This window comes from Streptomyces sp. NBC_01454, assembly GCF_036227565.1.
GTDB lineage: Bacteria > Actinomycetota > Actinomycetes > Streptomycetales > Streptomycetaceae > Streptomyces.
The window spans coordinates 7,768,413-7,785,662 of record NZ_CP109460.1 but is presented as its reverse complement, the minus strand read 5'-3'; the positions used below and the strand labels follow the sequence as shown (position 1 = coordinate 7,785,662).

The window sequence follows — 17,250 nt, the reverse complement described above, 5'->3', positions numbered from 1 at the left end:
ATTGCCGCAGAGCGACGCTTCGGGCGGTTGAACGCCCGGCGGACCGCCCCTCACCTGGTCCTGCTGGAGGCGTTGTGACGACACATCATCGGGTCCGCGCAGGCGCCCTCCTGTGCGCTCTCGGCCTGGTGACGCTCGGCCTCGGCGCCTGCCAGGAAGGGGGCCCCGCCCGGCCGGTCCCGCCCTCGCGGGCCGAGTCGGCCGCGGACGTGGGCGGGACAGCGGCACTGATCAAGGCGGCGAAGCGGGAGGGCAGGCTCAACGCGATCGCGCTGCCGCGCCAGTGGGCCAACTACGGCGGACTGATCGACGGCTTCGAGAAGAAGTACGGCATCAAGGTCGTCGTCAACGACCCGGACGACCACAGCGAGCAGGAAATCGAGACCATGAAGCGCTACCGCGGCCGGCGGAGTGCCCCCGACGTGATCGACGTCGGGGATTCCTTCGCCCAGTCCGCGGCGCGGCAGCATCTGCTGGCCCCCTACCGGGTCGCGCCGTTCGACCAGATCCCACCGGAGCAGAAGGACCCCAAGGCCCGCTGGTACAACAACTACGGCGGCTACATCTCCCTCGGCTGCGACGCCTCCCGCGTCCGGTCCTGCCCCGATTCCTTCGCGGATCTCCTGCGGCCGGAGTACAAGGGCCTGGTCTCGATGTACGGCCAGCCCACGATCGCGGGATCGGCCTTCGCCGCCGTGTACGCGGCGGCGCTCGCCAACGGGGGGTCGTTCGACGACATCCAGCCGGGCATCGACTTCTTCGCCCGGCTCAACAGAGTCGGCAACTACAACCGAGCCGCCCCCAGCCCGGTCCCGATCGCCAAGGGCAAGACCCCGATCAGCATCGAATGGGACTACCTCAACCTGGGGCACCTCGACCAACTGCGCGGGACCGGCGTGAACTGGAAGGTCTCCATTCCCTTCGACGGCAGCTTCTCGCAGTACTACGCGCAGGCGGTCAACAAGGACGCCCCCCACCCCGCGGCGGCGCGGCTGTGGGAGGAGTACCTGTTCAGTCCGGAAGGCCAGAACCTCCGCCTCGTGGACTACGCCCGCCCGGTGCTGATGGACGCCATGGCGAAGAACGGCACCCTCAACAACGCCCTGGCCGCACGGCTGCCGACGGTCGAGGGCACTCCGCAGTTCCCGACCGAGGCCCAGCTGAACAAGGCGGTGCGCACCGTCCGGGAGAACTGGGCCAAGGCGGTCGGCGGCTGATCCGCCTCTCCCTTTCCCCGGCCGCTAACGGGCTCCGCCCCCGGAGCTCACCGGTCCGGGCGGCCGGTCCCCGGGCTTCCCGAACCAGTCGACGCAGAGCACCAGCGCGTCGTCCGGCGATTCCGCGGCACGGAACTCGGCCAGGTCACGCAGTACGGCGCGGGGCACGGCGGCGGCCGGGAGCAGCCCGCCGGCGTGGAGGGCCCGGGCCAGGGCACGTTCCTCGTACGCCTCCCCCTGGGGCGACTGCGCCGCGTACACGCCGTCGCTGACGACGAGCAGCCGGTCCCCGGACAGCACGTCGAATTCCTGCGCCTTGTAGTGCGTCTCCTCGAACATGCCGAGCGGCATCTGGGGATCGAGTTCTATGCGCTCGACCGCTCTTCCCCGCATGCGCCACAGCTGGGGCGAACCGGCGTCCACGGCCTGGACCCGGCCCGTCGCGAAGTCGAAGCGCAGCAACAGGGTGGAGACGTAGGCGGCTCCCCGGTAGTGGGCGTAGAGGGCCTGATCGGCCAGTGCCGCCTGGTCCTCGATGCTGATACCGGCCCGGCGGGCGTTGCGCAGCGCGCTGACGGCGAGGTGGGTGAGCATCGAGGCATTGACGCCGGTGCCCATGCCGTCGGTGACGGCGAGGGTCAGCTCGTCGGCGTCGCAGGCCCAGTCGTAGTGGTCGCCGTTGGTGTCGTGGGCGGGTTCGAGCTGGGCGCCGATGGCGTACTCCTCGGCGGAACAGGCCCCGGCCGGGAGGAGTTGCCACTGCATCTCGGCGGCCAGGGTGAGCCGGTTGAGGCGCCGTGCCCGTCGGTAGACGTCGGTGTCGCGCTCGGCCACCAGGAGTTCGTGGCCGAGCAGACGGGCCGTGTGGACAAGGTCGTGGACGGCGTCGGGAACGGACCGCTCGGCGGGCAGCCACACCGTGAGGATGCCGGTGCGCTCCCCCCGGACGGCCACCGGGAGGTGGTGCTTGACGATGTCCCCGTGCCGGGTCTGCTGGTGGGGCTGCCGGCTGCCGAACGCTCTGCCCTCGGCGCTGTTGGCGACCGGGACCGGCGCGGCTGCCGCCCCCACGGCACCGAAGGGAGTGAGCGCCGTGGCCCCGTGGTCCGCGAGCAGCAACTCCACACAGAGCGCTCCGTAGCGTTCGGCGAGCACCTCACGAAGCGTGTCCACCAGAGCGTGCGGGGCCGATGCCCGCACGGCTCGTTCTACCTCACGAGGTTGAGTCACGGTCTCTCAGGCATTCTTCGTCCGTGGACGAGGGCAAAGGCGGGGGCTGACGGGGACCGCGCCACAGGACGGAACAGAATGGTCGGGTGGGTCCCGTTACCGTGGCCGGCCGGGCCGCCACGCGCGCGGAAGGGTGGGCGCCCCTTGCGCCGTTGAACCGAGGGGGGCGCATAGGGGTGGGCAGAGAGTCCTCCCGCCGGGAGGGGGCCTCGTGGTCACGGCCGCGTTCCCGTGTGGTGGCGGGGCTCGATGCGTTCCACGCGGCGGCCTCCTCCCCCTCACCGATGAGGGTGACAGCCCACGTGTCGTCGGCGGCCACGCTCATGTTCTGACAGCGTGCAGCGGATCTCAGGCCGCCTTTTCGTCCCCAGCCACGGCAGGCGCAGCCGCCTCGTGATGTGACGAGAACAGATTGTTGCCTTATGGCGAATGTTGTCAAACGGCAACTATCGCTTCTATCCTGGGCCCAGCTGGTCACTTGGTCGTGTGGAACGCCCGGCCCGCTGCATTGTTCCGACCGTCAGCCCCTACAGCGAGGTTCACCGTGCTGCCGCAGCCCAGTGGAGGCCGACCGATCGAGGGAGAGCCGGTCGTGCGGCAGGAGCGGAACGCTCTTGTCGTCGCCGTCACGGGACACCTCGATCTCGACAACATCGCGCCGCTGAGCGAGACCCTGCGGCAGGCGGCCGAGGACGGCGTCGCCCCGGTCGTCGTCGACCTGTCAGCGGTCACATTCGCCGACTCCACCACGGTCAATGTCCTGCTCCAGGCGCACAGCGCGCTGGGCCCGGCCCTGCGCCTCGCGGCACCCTCCACCGTTTTGGAACGGCTCTTCACCCTCACCGGGCTCGACACCGTCCTGCCGCTGCACGCGTCCGTGGCGCAGGCCATCGACGCCGAGCCGTCCACCCCCCTCGGAGCCGGCAGCGGCGACCGCGAAGGCTAGCTCTTTCCTCAGCTCCCTCAGTCCTCATCCGCTCCGCGAACGCCTCGCCCGCGACAGCCGGTGGTTCCGCGGCCTCGCGCCACACCTCAGCGCGCCAGGACCGCCTGGACCGTCTTGCCGCCGCCGGCCCCCGGGAGGACCGTGACGGCGAGGGCCAGCGTGTGCACCATCGGCCAGCCGAAGCCGCCGTGGCTGCCGGACAGGTCGGGGCTGCGCTCTTGTGGAGGCGTGGGGCTGGGGTCCTCGACGCACACCTCGATGCGCTCGCGGTCCGCGCGGAGGTGCAGGGCCGTGACGGCGCCGGCGTGCCGCAGCGCGTTGGCGACCAGCTCGGACACCAGGAGCAGCAGGTTCTGGGTGGTCAGTGCCGGTGGCTCGGGGCAGAGCAGCGCGGCGAAGCTCCGGACGAAATCGCGGGCGTCCGCCGCGGAATCCGGCCGGCAGACACGCTGCACCTGCTGTGACGGGTGGTCGTCAATCGCTAGCCGTCGTTGCATGGCCTTCGTCCCCCCGTTCGTCGGGTCCTGTTCCCGGCTGCTGTCCGAGAGGCGTCTACCCAGACAATCGAGCGGGAAAAGGGCGTGTTCGGTCCGCTGTCGTCCGCGGTGCTCAAGGCTGCCCCGCCAGGGGGTGTCCGCGCTGTGGTTTCTCCGCCCGGCGAACAGCCAGGGCGAGTGTGTCGTCCGGATGCAGGATAACGGTGTGCATGTCCTCCGCGACGGCGCCGGGGATCTCACGCACCGGGCGCCGGGCATGGGCCTGGGCGCTCTTGACGAGTCGCGCCTCACCTTCGATGGGGTCCCGTCGGCTCTCGGTCAGGCCGTCGGTGTAGAGCATGAGGAGGTCGCCCTCGTGCAGGGTGTCCGCCAGCACGGACTCGCTTCCGGGAAGCGGGAACCCGATGCCCCGGCCGCGGAGCTCCAGGTAGTCGGCGCTCCCGTCGGCGCGGACGACCAGGGCCGGCGGGTGGCTGCCGTTGGCCAGACGCAGTGCGCCGGTTTCGGGGTGAATCCGGGCAAGCAGGACGGTGGCCATGATCTCGGGGTCGAACGGCACGAGGATGTCGTGCGTACGGGCCACGATGGATTCCAGCGGATGACCTTCGAGGGCCAGCGTGCGCACGGCGTGCGTGACATTGAGCGCACTGCGGGTACTGCGCACGCCGTGGCCCAGCGCGTCCACGACCGTGATGTGCACCGTGCCGTCGGGAAGCAGGAGCCAGTCGTAGAAGTCGCCTCCCGTGGGTGCGTGCGGATCGGCCGGCGCGTAGTGAACGGCGAGATCCATACCGCTGGCGGCGATCGGCGGGGGCCGTAGCGCGTCCTCCAGCTCACGCAGGATCTGCCCGTGCGCCCGGCGCAACTGCTCGTCCCTCTCCTCCAGTTGGACGTAGAGGGCGAGCACGCCGCTGTTGGTCTCGGCGAGTTCGTCCTTGAGCCGGTGCAGTTCGGTGCTGAGGGTGTCGACGCGGGAGAGCGCGACACCGAGATCGCTTTCGAGCGCCGCGATCTCCGCCTCGTACACCTCGGCGGCCGCCGCCTCGCGGGTACCTCCCGGGGCCGGCGCGGCTCCCTGGGGCGCGGGCAGCGCGGCGGAGGGCGGCGGGCCCTCCCCGGGGCCCGCCCCTTCGCCGAGAGGGAGGTGCCAGGCAACGGTGCCGTCGGGCGCGGCCTGCCCGGGCAGCGGCAAGTCGGCCGGGCTCGGCGACGCCGGTGCCGGTCCGGCCTGCAGCACCACGGCCAGCAGCGACTTGCCACCGGGCGCGGTGTACTCGACGGCCTCCAGGCGGACGGAGCCGCCGGCGTCGAAGGCGGCCGTGGCCACCCGGGACACGGACAGCACCAGACGGGCCCCGTTGCGGGACAACAGCCGGTGCGCTCGGCAGATCCCGCGGACGGCTCGGCGCAGGCTCGGCAGGGTGTGGAAGGTGTGGGGGCTCACGGGAGTCTCTGGCTGGGTCGGGCCGCGATCACGGTCGCGTCGTCGCGGCTGAGGCGGTGGCTGTGGGCGAGGGAGGCGGCAAGGAGGAACGGCGGCAGCCGGTGCACGAAGGCCGAGGGCGACCGGGCCCATCGCTGGTCGATGCCGTCGGAGTGGAGCACCGCGGTGGCGCCGGGCGGTACGGGAAAGGCCCGCACCTGCGGCGTCGCCATGTTCATACCGGCTATACCGGGCTGGCCGGTCAGGCGGTGGCCCACGTCGAGCGGAGTCAGCGTCAGGACACGGACATTGCCGACGCCGCTGTACTCCGCACGGCCGGGGTGCAGGCGCAGCAGGCCCACCGCCGCGCCCCGGGTGCGGCGCAGCGCCCGATGGAGGGCCGTGAGGAGTTCGGGCAGGGGAAGGTCCGGTGCCCGGTGGAAGGAACGAAGGGCCGTCTGGGCGGCCTCGGCCGCCGGCGGGCCGTGACCGAGGCCGTCGACCACGACCGCGGTGCGGGCGGTGCCGTGGTCGACGACGGCGCAGGCGTCGCCGCTGACCTGCTCGCCGTCCGCCGGCAGACAGACGACGCCCACCTCCTGGCCGGCCGGGGCGGTGGCGTCGGGCCCGATGAGGCGTGCGCAGACGAGGGTGCCGGCCCCGGGCTCCGTACGGATGGTGAGGGCGGTGGCTATCCGCTGCACGGCGCCCAGCCCGGCACCGAGGGTGTTGCTGGTGGTGTAGCCGTCGGCGAGGCACCGCTGCAGTTCGACGATGCCGGGCCCGCGGTCCACGGCGACGATCTCCATCCCCCCGCCCAGGGGCAGGGGCTGGAGGTACAGCGAGCCGCCGCTCGCGTGTTTGGCCAGGTTGCTGGCCAGTTCCGAGGCGATGACGGCGGCCTGGTCGGGCAGGGCGCCGGGCAGGCGGCAGCGCCCGGCGACCGCACGGGCGGTCTCGGCGGCGAGATGGACGGCGCTGTAGTGGTCCACCGCGATGTGTGCGGTCGGCGCGCTCTCGGGGGACGTCACCGCCCCGCCCACCGTGTGGCGATCACGGTCGTGCCCTGCCCGGGCTCGGTGTGCAGTGCGAAGTCGTTCATCAGGCGTCGGGCGCCTCCCAGGCCGTGACCGAGTCCCGCGCCGGTGGTGAAGCCGTCGGCCAGCGCCGTGTCGGTGTCCAGGATGCCCGGACCGTCGTCCTTGACCGTCAGACGCAGCCCGGCGTTTCCCCCCAGCGTCAGATGGTCGATGGTCACGGTGCCCCCTCCGCCGTGGATGTAGGCGTTGCGCGCCAGCTCACTGGCGGCGGTGACCACCCGTGTCTGGTCGACGATGCTGAATCCGGCACGCAGGGTGGCCGCCCGCACGGCGTGCCGGACGGTCAGCAGGTCTTCTTCGGTGCGCACGTGGTGGACCGTCCGGTCCGGATTCACCCGGCGGTCGGCGGCGTCGGTCCCCATGGGGGCGAGCGCCACCGCGTGGTCAGTGTTCCGGGTGGAACTCACCCAGGCCCCCTCCGGATGCTTGCGGACTCTGGCGCCAGCCCATCGCAGCCATTCCTTGCTCCGCATTGAGTGCCGTCTCCACCCCGGTGAGCTGGATCCCGAGCTCGACCAGGGTGATGGCGACCGGCGGCCGCATCCCGGCAACGATCACCCGGGCGCCCAGCAGCCGCGCCATGGTGGTCAGCTCCATCAACGTACGGGCCACGAAGGAGTCGACGATCTCCAACCGGGAGATGTCGATGAGCACACCGCGGGCGCCGTCCCTGCTGATCCGGCTGGTGAGCTCCTCGGTGAACGCCACGGCGGTCTTGTCATCGAGTTCATTGAGGAGGCCCGTGACCAGCACGTCCCCCAGACGCAGGATCGGGACACTGCCCGAGGCGGGGGTGCTCATCGCTTGTCCAGCGGCGCGTGGTCCGACGCGGCGGCCTCGGTGAGCTTCACGGCCTCGCCGAGGGCGTCGGCGAGGGTGGCGCGGGTCAGGATCGTCGACAAGTCGATCCCGAGTTGCGCGATGGTCTGGGCGATGGGCGGCCGGATGCCGCTGATGACGCAGTCCGCGCCCATCAGACGCACCGCGTTGACGGTGTGCATCAGGTGCTGGGCGACAGCGGTGTCGACGGTGGGCACGCCGGTGATGTCGATGATGGCGACCAGCGCCTCGTGCTCCTGGATGGCCTGGAGAAGGTTCTCCATCACCACCTGGGTGCGTGCGGTGTCGAGTGTGCCGATGAGGGGGACGGCCAGGACCTGACGCCACAACCTGACGACCGGCGTGGACACCTCAAGCAGCTGCTGGCTCTGCCGGCGGATGATCTCCTCGCGGCCCTCGACGAAGATCTCGAACGCGAGCGCACCGGCGCTGTCCAGCAGCCGGTTGATCAGCACCGCGCTGCGGAAGAGGTCCTCCCCCTCGCGAGTCCGCCGCTGGACGGCCTCCAGCAGGGCTTCCTTCAGCGACAGCACCGCCAGGGAAGTCGCGGTGGGCGAGACACCCCGGCGGGCACGGCGCATGGAGATCTCGGACACCGTCCGGTGCATCTCCTCGTGGGAGGAGACCACGCGCTCGACCGGGAGCCCGAGATCCAGGCCGGACAGCAGGGCGCCGACCAGGGCGTCGGCCTCCTCACCGAGCTCGGCCTCGCTCACTTCCCCGTTCAGCGACGGCTGCGCCAGCTGCAACTGCACCCAGCGGTCCGAGATCTCATCGGCCTCTTCGCGCAGCACGCTCGTGACGCGCTCGCGTGCGGCAGCCTCAGCGGAAACCAACTCGTTGTCCTTTCGGTCCGGCCGGCCCGTGGTGCCCGGCGGACTGCTCGTCCGAGGGGCGGCCGGGCCGAGCCGCGTGCGTCAATAGTTGCCTTCCGGCAAATGTTATCGAGCACGATCAAGCCCCGGAACCCGCGGGCCCCTCTTCACCCGCCGAGGCGGGGAATGGCCGGACGGCCGGATCGGTGCGGTGTTTTTGCGGCCGGAGAGCGGATGTGCGGGCCCCTGCCTCGTCGGGGATCCGGCAGTGCGATCGTCCTGACGGTGGGCATCGGGCCGCCCGAGGTGAGTGATCTCACGGCAGCGACCGGCGACAGGAGCCATCGCCGGTCGGCAGCTACGGTCGGAAGGTCACCCGCGCTCAGTCGAGACCGTCGCCGAACCAGTCAAAACACAGCACCAAGGCATCATCCAGCGTCTCCGCCTCACGGTATTCGGCCACATCGCGCAGGAGCGCACCCGGCACCAGGGCGGCAGGCAGCAGACGCGTGGCGTGCAGCGATCGCGCGAGCGCCGCCTCGACATACTTTCCGCCCCGCGGCGAGGGCGCCTCGTACACCCCGTCGCTCACGAAGAGCAGCCGGTCCCCCGGCTCGACCGTGAAGCTCTCGGCCGCGTAGTGGGACTCCTCGAACATGCCCAGGGGCAGTTGCCTGTCCAGTTCGATGCGCTCGACGGACTTGCCCCGCAGCCGCCACATCTGCGGCGACCCCGCGTCGATGATCTCCATCCGCCCCGTCGCGAGGTCGACGCGCACAAGGAGCGTCGAGACGTGGGACGCGCCCCGGTAGTGGTCGTAGACCGCCTGGTCGGCCAGTGCCGCCTGGTCGGCGAGGCTGACCCCGGCCCGCCGGGCGTTGCGCAGCGCGCTGACGGCGAGGTGCGTCAGGAGCGACGCATCGACGCCCTGCCCCATGCCGTTGGTGACGGTGAGGGTCAGCTCGTCGCCGTCCGAGGCCCAGTCGAAATTGTCGCCGTGCACCGCGTAGGCGGGCTCCAGCTGGGCACCGACGGCGTACTGGGGGGCGGTGCACGCCCGGGCGGGAAGCAGCTGCCACTGCATCTCCGCCGCCAGGGTCAGGCGGCTGATACGGCGTACCCGCTGATAGACGTCGGTGTCCCGCTCGGCGACCAGGATCTCGTGCCCCAGCTGGTCGACCACCTGCCGGAGCGCATCGAGGACCGCGGGGGTGGAGCGGTCACCGGGAAGCCGGACCGTCAGAATGCCGATCCGGTCGCCGCGCACCGTCACCGGGAGATGGTGGTCGACGGCGTCCCCGTGCGGCACCTGCTGCGCGCGGCGCTCCTGGCTCCCCAGCGCGCGCCCTTCCGGGCTGCCGGAGATGGGCAGCGGGCCGTCCTCGTCCCCCGAGGAGTCGCACGGGCTGAGGACGGTGCCGCCGTAATCCGTCAGATACAGGCGCACCGAAGTGGCCCCGTAGAGGGTGGCGAGGTGGTCACGCACGGTGTCGAGCAGGGCGTAGGGTGCCGACGCGCGCAGCGCCCCACCCGCATCGCGGCATTCCGTCATGCTGTCGCGGACCCCCTTCGTGCCGCGCCAAGGGCAGGGTCGGTCTGACAACGGGACGCACAGGGTGACAGAGTGTTCGTGTGTCCCGTTTCACCAGTCGGTCCCCTTCCCGCGAGCAGGCGAGCGCGGCGGCCCTTGCCGCCTCCGAGCTGCTCGAGGTTTTGTGGGGACGTGGGCAGGAAGCGGCGCGCTCGGCGGAGGTCTCCCCTTCCCAGCTCCGCGCGCTCCTCGTGATCGAGAAGCGGGAGGGCACGAATCTGCGCACGCTCGCCGAAGCGCTCGCCTCGCGTCCACCGGCGGTCAGCCGACTCTGCGACCGCCTGGAGGCGATGGGTCTCGCCGAACGGGGTCCCAGCGCGACGAGCCGGCGCGAGGTCGAGCTGAGGCTGAGCCTGCGCGGCAGAGTGCTGCTGGAGGAGTACCGCGCGGCGCGGAGCCGAGAGGTCACGGCCACCCTGGAGCAGATGGAACCCGCCGATGTCGCCAAGCTCGCGGCCGGCCTGGAGGCGTTTCACACGGCGTTCGCCCGGCGCGCGGCCGACGAGGGCGGCGCCTCCGTCCGGGACGACAGCGTCGCGGACAGTGCCTAGCTTCACCTGAACTCCGCCTCTCGAGCCGACATCCCCACCGGAAAACGCTCTGCGCGGACGGGGCAAACGATCTTCGCCGCACGGGCGACGTTATCAAATCGCCATTCCACCACCCGCCGTTCGGACGAACCCAGCTCGGTGTGCGGCGCATCCGAGGTGCAAACCCGGACGGCACAACCGGCGATACCGGCCTTACCTGCCCGCCGGCGTGGGGCGATAGCACCGGTAATCCGGGGTCGGAAAGGAAAAGCGGGGTGCGGCAACAATTTCTGTTGCCGCACCCCTCGATTCCGGTGGACCGGCGCCGTTCGACGCATGGCTACCAGCGATACCACCGGCCGCGCGCGCCACCGGTTCCGGCGGAGCGCATCACGAAGCCCACCAGCCAGAAGGCCAGCACCACCACCGCGACGATCCACAGGGCCTTGAGCGCGAAGCCGGCACCGAAAAGCAGGAGAGCGAGGAGCAGGACGAGGAGCAGGGGAACCATGGTCATCAACCTCCGAACAGCCTTGCGCCCGCACCTTTTTCGCATGGTCCCGAAACCTGCTGTTTCCTCCACCGGAAAGCGGGCACCCGTGAATGCTCGCCTCACGGGCCGGTACGGGGGAGTTTCTCTTCTCCCGTCGCACGGTACGCCCGGCCACCGGAATCAGCGCCGGTCAGTTGGAGGTTTTCCGTGCGCCGGAGAGGCCCTGCGGGCAGAGCTGTCCGCCGGGTGTGCGGGTACTTTTTCCGCTGCGGCACCTCTCCCCGACGGAGCGGCCGGCGCGACGCCCGACGGGGCACCACGAGCCGGGGTCGGCCCGCGTCAAGGTTCTCGGCGGCGTCGTCCGCCCTGCGGCGGAGCTCGGGCCATCGCATGGTGGGAGCAGGGGGCGTAGGGATTCGCGCTCTGGCGCGGCTCGCCGCGAACGCACTCGTGAGGAGTAGCGATGAGGGCCCTGACCTGGCATGGAAAGCGCGACGTACGCATCGACACGGTGCCCGATCCGAAGATCGAGGAGCCGACGGACATCGTCGTCCGGATCACTTCCACCGGTATCTGCGGGTCCGACCTGCACCTCTACGAGGTGCTCGGCCCGTTCCTCGATGTCGGCGACATCCTCGGTCACGAGCCCATGGGCATCGTCGAAGAGGTCGGCCCTGACGTCACGGCCGTCTCCGTCGGTGACCGCGTCGTCGTACCCTTCAACGTCTCCTGCGGCACCTGCTGGATGTGCGAGCGGGGGCTTCAGTCGCAGTGTGAGACCACCCAGGTCAAGGATCGCGGCATGGGGGCTTCGCTGTTCGGCTTCTCCAAGCTCTACGGCCAAGTACCGGGGGGACAGGCGGAGTTCCTGCGCGTCCCGTTCGGGAACACCCTCCCGGTCAAGGTGCCGCACGGGCCGCCGGACCAGCGGTTCGTCTATCTCTCCGACGTGCTGCCCACCGCCTGGCAGTCCGTCGCCTACGCCGGCATCCGGCCAGGAGGGACCGTCACCGTCCTCGGTCTGGGCCCCATCGGTGAGATGGCGGCCCGCATCGCCCTTCACCAGGGCGCGAGCACAGTCATCGGGGTCGACCTGGTTCCCGAACGCCTCGCCCGGGCCCGCAGCCGGGGCGTCCACACCCTCGACCTCGACGAATACGGCAACGAGGTGGGTGAGGAGATCCGCCGGCTCACGGCAGGGCGTGGCACGGATGCGGTCATCGAAGCGGTCGGCATGGAGGCACACGGCGCTCCGCTGGCGAGAACCGCCCAGCGGTTTGCCGGTCTGCTCCCCGACGCGATCGGTGAGAAGGTACTGGGCCGGGCCGGCGTGGACAGCATGGCGGCGTTCAACACCGCTGTCGACGCCGTGCGACGCGGCGGCACGCTCTCTCTCATCGGTGTCTACGGCGGTTCCGTGGACCCCGTACCGATGATGACGCTCTTCGACAAGCAGGTCCAACTGCGCATGGGCCAGGCCAACGTCAGGCACTGGGTGAACGACATCATGCCGCTCCTCAATGACGAGGACGTCCTCGGAGTGGAGAGCTTCGCCACCCACACCCTGCCTCTCGAAGAGGGCCCCCAGGCCTATGAGACCTTCCAAGCCAAGGAAGACGGCATGATCAAAACCGTGCTGACGCCCTGACGGTTCGCCCCGCCACGATGCCTTTCCACGCTGCCGCCGTTCTCCTCACGTCGTGCGGTCGGCCGCCCCCGTTTCAGCCCCTGCCCCACGGGCACGCGTCACACTGATCGCCACGATGACATCTCGGGAAAAGGGACAGCTCGCGCACGAACAGCGGCCGGATGGCACGCTGGGAGAGCGTGCGGAGTGCGAGGCCGACGCACCACCCGACGAACGAGGCCAGCAGTTCGACACCGGGCTCCAGGAAAACGCCGTCCGCAGGTGAGGGCGGACGACAGGAGGATGACCGTGCGAGTGACTGCCCGATCCAGCGGAAGCGGACCTTTCGTACCGAGCGCGGACCAGGTGAAGGGGAACGTCACCCGTGCGGGCGAGGCGCTCCTGCATTCCCTCGATGCGCTCGGCCGCAGCAAAGCGCTGGACGTCATGATCACCCCGATGGAGCGGGTGGTGCGTGCTCTTCCCTTGGGGCGGGCGCGTGATGTGCTGCACGGACTGCCCATCGGCCATCCCCTCCACCCGGTGCTGGTACAGGTGCCGATCGGGGCGTGGCTGTCCTCCGCCGTGCTGGATGTCGTGCCCGGTCATCGCCGCGGGGCCCGCCTGCTGATCGGGGTGGGCGTCCTCGCTGCCGCTCCCGCCTCGTGGGCGGGCTGGGTGGACTGGGCCGAGCAGCACGCGGACCAGAAGCGCACCGGTCTGGTGCACGCGATGTCGACTGCCGTGGCCGTCGGCCTGTACGCGCAGTCATGGGTGCAGCGTGGCCGCGGCCGTACGGCGCTGGGCAAGGTGCTCGGCATGGCGGGCCTGTGCGCGGCGGGCGCCGGCGGGATGCTCGGCGGACACCTCGCGTTCCGCCAGGCCGCGGGTCCCAACAAGGCGGAGCCCGTACCGCACCTGCTGGAGGACACCTGGCAGACGATGGGAAGCGTGCTGGACTTCCCGGTGGGTGAGGCCGTGCGCCGGCAGCTGGGCGAAGTGCCGCTGCTCGTCGTCCGCCAGACGGGCGGGGACATCCGCGTCCTCGCCGACCGCTGCAGTCATCTGTCCGGCCCCCTGTCGGAGGGCACGGTCGCCGAGGGGTGCGTGCAGTGCCCCTGGCACGGCAGCGTCTTCCGGCTCGTGGACGGCGCGAATGTCCGCGGCCCGGCGACAGCTCCGCAGCCCTCCTTCCAGGTGCGCGTCGATGAGGCCGGAACCGTCCAGGTCCGGCTGCCGGGCGCCGGGTGAGGCAGCGAGGACCGCACCACCCGCCTCCCGCTGCCGGCGCACATGCGTGCCGGAGCGCCTCCGGGTAGCGTCGAAGGGGCGAAGCGCACGTCCCTACTGCGGTGCGGCCCGCCCGCCACCTCCGATGGCGGGCGAAGGGCTCGACGGAAGGGCTCCTCATGCAGGTGTTGCCGGCCGCTCCCTCGGTCGAAGGGCTCACCGCCGTGGTCACCGGCGGCTCACGCGGCCTCGGCTTCCTGATGGCCCGTCAACTCCTGTCCCGTGGCTGCGATGTGGTGCTGCTGGCACGCGACGCGGCCGAACTGGACCGGGCGGTCGGCAAACTCACCAGGGCGAGGGGCTGCGTGGTGCGCGGCGTGGTGTGCGATGTGCGCGACGGCGCTGCGGTGCGGGAGTGTTTCGCCGAGATCGCGCGGCCCCACGGCCGGCTGGACATCGTCATCGCCAACGCGGGCATCATCCAGGTCGGCCCGGCGGAATCCCTCGGGGCCGAAGGGTTCCGCGACGCCATGGACGCCATCTTCCACGGGGCTCTGAACACCGCGCTCGCCGCTCTTCCCTACCTCCGGCGCAGTCCGGCGGGCGGCCGGCTGGCGCTCGTCGGGTCGGTCGGCGGCCTGCTGGCGGTGCCGCATCTGTTGCCGTACTCGTGCGCCAAGTCGGCGGTCGCCGCACTGGCCGAAGGGCTGCACGCGGAGGAGGCCGCACACGGGGTGACCGTCACCGGGGTGCATCCCGGACTCATGCGGACCGGCTCGCATCTGCACGCCCGGTTCGGCGGTGACCGGCGGCGCGAGTACGCCTGGTTCCAGGCGCTGGCCGGTGCGCCCGTCCTGTCGATGAACGCCGAGCGGGCGGCGGAGCGCATCGTCTCCGCGGTGCAGCGACGCCGGTCGCGGATCGTGCTCACCCCCGCGGCGAAACTGGGTGCGGTGGCGCACGGCGTGGCACCGGTGTTCACCACTCGGCTGCTGTCGGCGGTGAGCCGGCTGCTGCCTCGCGACGGCGGCTCCGGCACGGCGGAGGGCCTGCGGATCGAGGCGGAGGAACAGCCGCCCGCCCGGCGGTTGCGCGGGGTACTGGGCGTACTCAACGAACGGGCAGCCGGGCGCTTCAACCAGCGGGGGTGAAGCGTCGGCCGGGCGGGGGCACAGGCGGCTCGTCCGCACGGCGGCTCGCCGTCCCTCTCCGCCCCGGAAGGCCAGGACACCGGAAGGCCAGGACACCGGACGGTCAGACGATCAGGGCTCCCAAGAGCGTGACGCCCGCCAGGAACGCCTTGACCCCGGCATGCGCCAGGACGTACAGGGCCACTCCCCCGATGCCCGCCGCGTCGAGCTGCGCCAGGCCGATCAGGAACAGCCCGGTGTGCGCGACCGTGGAGTAGGCGAGCAGCCGCTCGAGGTGGCGTTGCCTCGCCTCCGGCACGATGTGGTTCAAGGGGCAGCAGATCGGCACCGGCCAGGCACCCGTCAAGCGCCACCACCGTGCCCCCGCACCCAGTTCACGGGAAGCACCGTTCAGGGCTGGCAGTGCGGACACCAGACGGTGCGGCGTCCGGCCGTGCGGCCGGAGTTCAGCGGCCGGCCGCACCGGGGGCACAGCGGCGTGCTGTCGTCCCTGCGCCCCGTGAGCCAGGTACGCCGCGGCGGCACACAGCCGGCGCGCACGGAGGTACGCAGGACCCGGCCCATCGCCGCGTGGAGGCGCCGGTCCTCCGTGCCGCTCAGCTCGCGCGCCGGTGTCCGGGGATCGATCCGGGCCCGCCAGAGAATCTCGTCACACAGCAGATTGCCGAGACCCGCGAGCACGGACTGGTCCATCAGCGCACTCTTGACGGCGCCCCGCCGCCCGGACAACAGCTCCGTCAACTCCGCCCGGTCCACGGCCAGCGCGTCGGGCCCCAGCCGGTCCAGAATCCGTTCGACGGCCGCCTCGTCGGCCCACCGCACTCCCTGGAGCTTGCGTTGATCGCGGTAGCGCAGGCTACGGACGTCGTCGAGGGTGAATACGAGGCGGTCATGGGTGGCGTACGGCTCGTCGGGGGAACAGCACCACAGTGATCCCGTCATCCCGAAGTGAAAGACGAAAGCGGGGCCGCCCTCCGTGGGCGCGAACAACCACTTGCCGTGCCGCCAGGCCCTCCCGAGCCGGCTTCCCTCGCCTTCCTTGCACAGCCGCTTCTCGGTGACACCCCGCAGCACCCCGGCGTCACGCACCTCGATGTCGGTGACACACCGTCGGCCACAGGCGACCAGCACCCGACGGAATCCCTCAACATCCGGCAGCTCGGGCATCATTCCTCCGGGTCAGGACACTCCCCGCGGGGACGGACCCAGTGCGGGCCGCCACGGTACGTGTCCGGCCCGTCCCTTTCGGTCATGGTCCCGACCGCCCTTCTTGGCGCCTTCTTCGAAAGCCTCCTCTCTCACTCTGGCGCGCGGCCGGCGGCGGCGCATGTGCACCTGCGGGCTCGCGCCGCCTGCCTCCGGCCGCGACGTCTCAGGCTGCCGTGGGCCGGGTCACCAAGCGCAGTTGCGCCTCGCGCTCCTGGTCACCTGACGTGGAACCGACTCGCTGGACCGAGAACACGGAGGTCAGGCCCGCGTGCAGCCGGTCGACCGCCCACTGGCTGCCCTGGAGGGTGACGGTAACCGGTGCCGTCAGCAGGAGAGGCGCAGCCTCGGCCGGCTCCTCCGATACGTCGGCGGTCGCAGTCCACACGATCGGCCGCTTCCCTTCCGAAGGGCGAGGTGCGTCGTCCTGCGAACGGTCGGACGTGCATACCGAGTTGAGCCCGCTGAAGACCGTCTCCGCGTCCTCGGCGGAGCAGCCGGACACCTGCACCTGAACCCGGGCCGCACCTTGATGGGACTGGGCTGCTTCTTCCGCCATCGTCTTCCCTTCTTTGCGGTTCACGCGCTTCGGGACACGGAGTTCACCGTGTCCGGTCGCGTCGGCCGGAGGCGGGGCGGGACTCGATCCCGTCGCCCTTCAGCTCGTGCGGCTTCCGCCGCCGGTGTGTCCGTGGGAACTCATCGGGTTCCCGGCGCTCCACCACGTCGCCCACCGCCTTGCCGTTCGGCAGTCGCGGTTGCTCCTCGGGGCGGGGCGGGCCCGGTTCCCGGGACCTGACACGCCGCCCCCAGGCGAAGGCGCCGATCAGCAGGGCTACGACCAACTCCCACGAGCGTGAGCAGGACAGCGCTCGCGCCGGGCCGAGCGGCCAGCTGTACGTTCATCTGCGAGGTGGCAAAAGCCTGTTGCATCATTCAAGGCGCGTACCCGGCACACCGGGAGGCAAGCGCCGGGACCACGCGGGGGCCCGGCGCAGGGCTCGCCCCCGTGGAGTCCATGCGCTGGGTGGAAGTGTGTGGGGCCGCTGGCGTCTTGAGAAGGGCGTCGCAGGGCATACGCGGACAATGAACCAACGCAGCGCACCCTCCACGCTCGCCCACCCCGCCTGGGCGGGATGGATCTACCTCGGGCTCGCGGCACTGGCCGGTGCCCAGCTCCTGGCCGCCGTGCTGCAGTCCGGGGCCGGCGATCCCGGCTTCGTTCCCAGCGTGGTCGGGGTCATCGCGTTCCCCGCCCTGGCCGGTCCGGCCTTGCGGCGGCGCCGCACAGGTCGGTCAGGGCAGCACGACTAGCTTCGCGGGTCCTGCGGGTCCTGCGGGTCCCGCAGGTTGC

20 protein-coding genes and 1 pseudogene are annotated in these 17,250 nt (G+C 71.2%); 8 read left to right on the top strand and 13 right to left on the bottom strand.

The genetic code is table 11. The features are described from left to right. Positions 1–74 precede the first annotated feature (74 nt). A complete protein-coding gene (locus OIU81_RS34315) occupies positions 75–1,217 on the top strand; it encodes an ABC transporter substrate-binding protein (RefSeq protein ID WP_443074091.1) in 1,143 nt (380 codons plus the stop codon). 24 nt (positions 1,218–1,241) lie between these two features. Here the strand turns inward: OIU81_RS34315 and OIU81_RS34310 are convergent, their stop codons facing one another. Beyond that, the gene (locus tag OIU81_RS34310; RefSeq protein ID WP_443074090.1) at positions 1,242–2,390 is read right to left on the bottom strand and encodes a PP2C family protein-serine/threonine phosphatase; all 1,149 of its coding nucleotides are present in this window, start codon (positions 2,388–2,390) and stop codon (positions 1,242–1,244) included. A gap of 649 nt (positions 2,391–3,039) precedes the next feature. Here OIU81_RS34310 and OIU81_RS34305 point away from each other — a divergent pair. After that, positions 3,040–3,393, top strand: coding sequence for an STAS domain-containing protein (locus OIU81_RS34305; RefSeq protein WP_329154112.1), 354 nt, complete (start codon positions 3,040–3,042; stop codon positions 3,391–3,393). Between the two features lie 86 nt (positions 3,394–3,479). Here the strand turns inward: OIU81_RS34305 and OIU81_RS34300 are convergent, their stop codons facing one another. From OIU81_RS34300 to OIU81_RS34270, 7 genes are all read right to left on the bottom strand, one after another. Continuing rightward, positions 3,480–3,890 carry an ATP-binding protein gene (locus tag OIU81_RS34300; RefSeq protein ID WP_329154110.1) on the bottom strand — a complete coding sequence of 137 codons (411 nt, stop codon included), beginning with the start codon at positions 3,888–3,890 and terminating at the stop codon, positions 3,480–3,482. A gap of 112 nt (positions 3,891–4,002) precedes the next feature. Next, the gene (locus OIU81_RS34295; RefSeq protein ID WP_329154108.1) at positions 4,003–5,334 is read right to left on the bottom strand and encodes a PP2C family protein-serine/threonine phosphatase; all 1,332 of its coding nucleotides are present in this window, start codon (positions 5,332–5,334) and stop codon (positions 4,003–4,005) included. Next, positions 5,331–6,344 (bottom strand): SpoIIE family protein phosphatase, encoded by a 1,014-nt coding sequence (locus OIU81_RS34290; RefSeq protein ID WP_329154107.1) that lies wholly within the window; start codon positions 6,342–6,344, stop codon positions 5,331–5,333. The genes OIU81_RS34295 and OIU81_RS34290 overlap by 4 nt, the downstream gene beginning before the upstream one ends. Then, positions 6,341–6,775: an anti-sigma regulatory factor gene (locus OIU81_RS34285; RefSeq protein ID WP_329155559.1), complete on the bottom strand. Its 435-nt coding sequence runs from the start codon at positions 6,773–6,775 to the stop codon at positions 6,341–6,343. Before OIU81_RS34285 ends, OIU81_RS34290 begins: the two co-directional genes overlap by 4 nt. Before the next feature lie 22 nt (positions 6,776–6,797). Continuing rightward, positions 6,798–7,214, bottom strand: a complete 417-nt coding sequence (locus tag OIU81_RS34280) for an STAS domain-containing protein (RefSeq protein ID WP_329154105.1) — start codon at positions 7,212–7,214, stop codon at positions 6,798–6,800. Then, a complete protein-coding gene (locus OIU81_RS34275; RefSeq protein WP_329154103.1) occupies positions 7,211–8,089 on the bottom strand; it encodes an STAS domain-containing protein in 879 nt (292 codons plus the stop codon). The genes OIU81_RS34280 and OIU81_RS34275 overlap by 4 nt, the downstream gene beginning before the upstream one ends. 361 nt (positions 8,090–8,450) lie before the next feature. Continuing rightward, the gene (locus tag OIU81_RS34270; protein WP_329154101.1) at positions 8,451–9,620 is read right to left on the bottom strand and encodes a PP2C family protein-serine/threonine phosphatase; all 1,170 of its coding nucleotides are present in this window, start codon (positions 9,618–9,620) and stop codon (positions 8,451–8,453) included. Between the two features lie 80 nt (positions 9,621–9,700). Here OIU81_RS34270 and OIU81_RS34265 point away from each other — a divergent pair, with 80 nt between their 5' ends. Then, entirely contained in the window at positions 9,701–10,210 is a 510-nt protein-coding gene (locus OIU81_RS34265; RefSeq protein ID WP_329154099.1) for a MarR family winged helix-turn-helix transcriptional regulator, read from the top strand. Positions 10,211–10,529: 319 nt separating this feature from the next. Here the strand turns inward: OIU81_RS34265 and OIU81_RS34260 are convergent, their stop codons facing one another. Next, positions 10,530–10,700, bottom strand: coding sequence for a hydrophobic protein (locus tag OIU81_RS34260; RefSeq protein ID WP_329155557.1), 171 nt, complete (start codon positions 10,698–10,700; stop codon positions 10,530–10,532). A gap of 445 nt (positions 10,701–11,145) precedes the next feature. On the opposite strand from OIU81_RS34260, the gene OIU81_RS34255 reads away from it, so the two are divergent. The 4 genes from OIU81_RS34255 (at position 11,146) to OIU81_RS34240 (ending at position 14,690) form a co-directional block, all read left to right on the top strand. Next, positions 11,146–12,330: a zinc-dependent alcohol dehydrogenase gene (locus OIU81_RS34255; protein ID WP_329154097.1), complete on the top strand. Its 1,185-nt coding sequence runs from the start codon at positions 11,146–11,148 to the stop codon at positions 12,328–12,330. A gap of 115 nt (positions 12,331–12,445) precedes the next feature. Further along, on the top strand, positions 12,446–12,595 hold the full coding sequence (locus OIU81_RS34250; RefSeq protein WP_329154095.1) for a hypothetical protein: 150 nt from the start codon (positions 12,446–12,448) through the stop codon (positions 12,593–12,595). A gap of 161 nt (positions 12,596–12,756) precedes the next feature. Further along, a complete protein-coding gene (locus OIU81_RS34245) occupies positions 12,757–13,560 on the top strand; it encodes a Rieske (2Fe-2S) protein (RefSeq protein WP_329155556.1) in 804 nt (267 codons plus the stop codon). 158 nt (positions 13,561–13,718) lie between these two features. After that, entirely contained in the window at positions 13,719–14,690 is a 972-nt protein-coding gene (locus OIU81_RS34240; protein ID WP_329154094.1) for an SDR family NAD(P)-dependent oxidoreductase, read from the top strand. Positions 14,691–14,817: 127 nt separating this feature from the next. Here the strand turns inward: OIU81_RS34240 and OIU81_RS34235 are convergent. From OIU81_RS34235 to OIU81_RS34220, 4 genes and pseudogenes are all read right to left on the bottom strand, one after another. Beyond that, positions 14,818–14,973: pseudogene (locus OIU81_RS34235) on the bottom strand (proton-conducting transporter transmembrane domain-containing protein); the annotation flags it as partial. 107 nt (positions 14,974–15,080) lie between these two features. Beyond that, the gene (locus OIU81_RS34230) at positions 15,081–15,857 is read right to left on the bottom strand and encodes an Fpg/Nei family DNA glycosylase (RefSeq protein WP_329154092.1); all 777 of its coding nucleotides are present in this window, start codon (positions 15,855–15,857) and stop codon (positions 15,081–15,083) included. 205 nt (positions 15,858–16,062) lie between these two features. Beyond that, positions 16,063–16,455: a hypothetical protein gene (locus tag OIU81_RS34225; RefSeq protein ID WP_329154091.1), complete on the bottom strand. Its 393-nt coding sequence runs from the start codon at positions 16,453–16,455 to the stop codon at positions 16,063–16,065. A 43-nt stretch (positions 16,456–16,498) separates the two neighbouring features. Continuing rightward, entirely contained in the window at positions 16,499–16,741 is a 243-nt protein-coding gene (locus OIU81_RS34220; RefSeq protein ID WP_329154090.1) for a DUF6479 family protein, read from the bottom strand. A gap of 241 nt (positions 16,742–16,982) precedes the next feature. On the opposite strand from OIU81_RS34220, the gene OIU81_RS34215 reads away from it, so the two are divergent. Further along, on the top strand, positions 16,983–17,210 hold the full coding sequence (locus OIU81_RS34215) for a hypothetical protein (RefSeq protein WP_329154089.1): 228 nt from the start codon (positions 16,983–16,985) through the stop codon (positions 17,208–17,210). Positions 17,211–17,250: the final 40 nt, after the last annotated feature.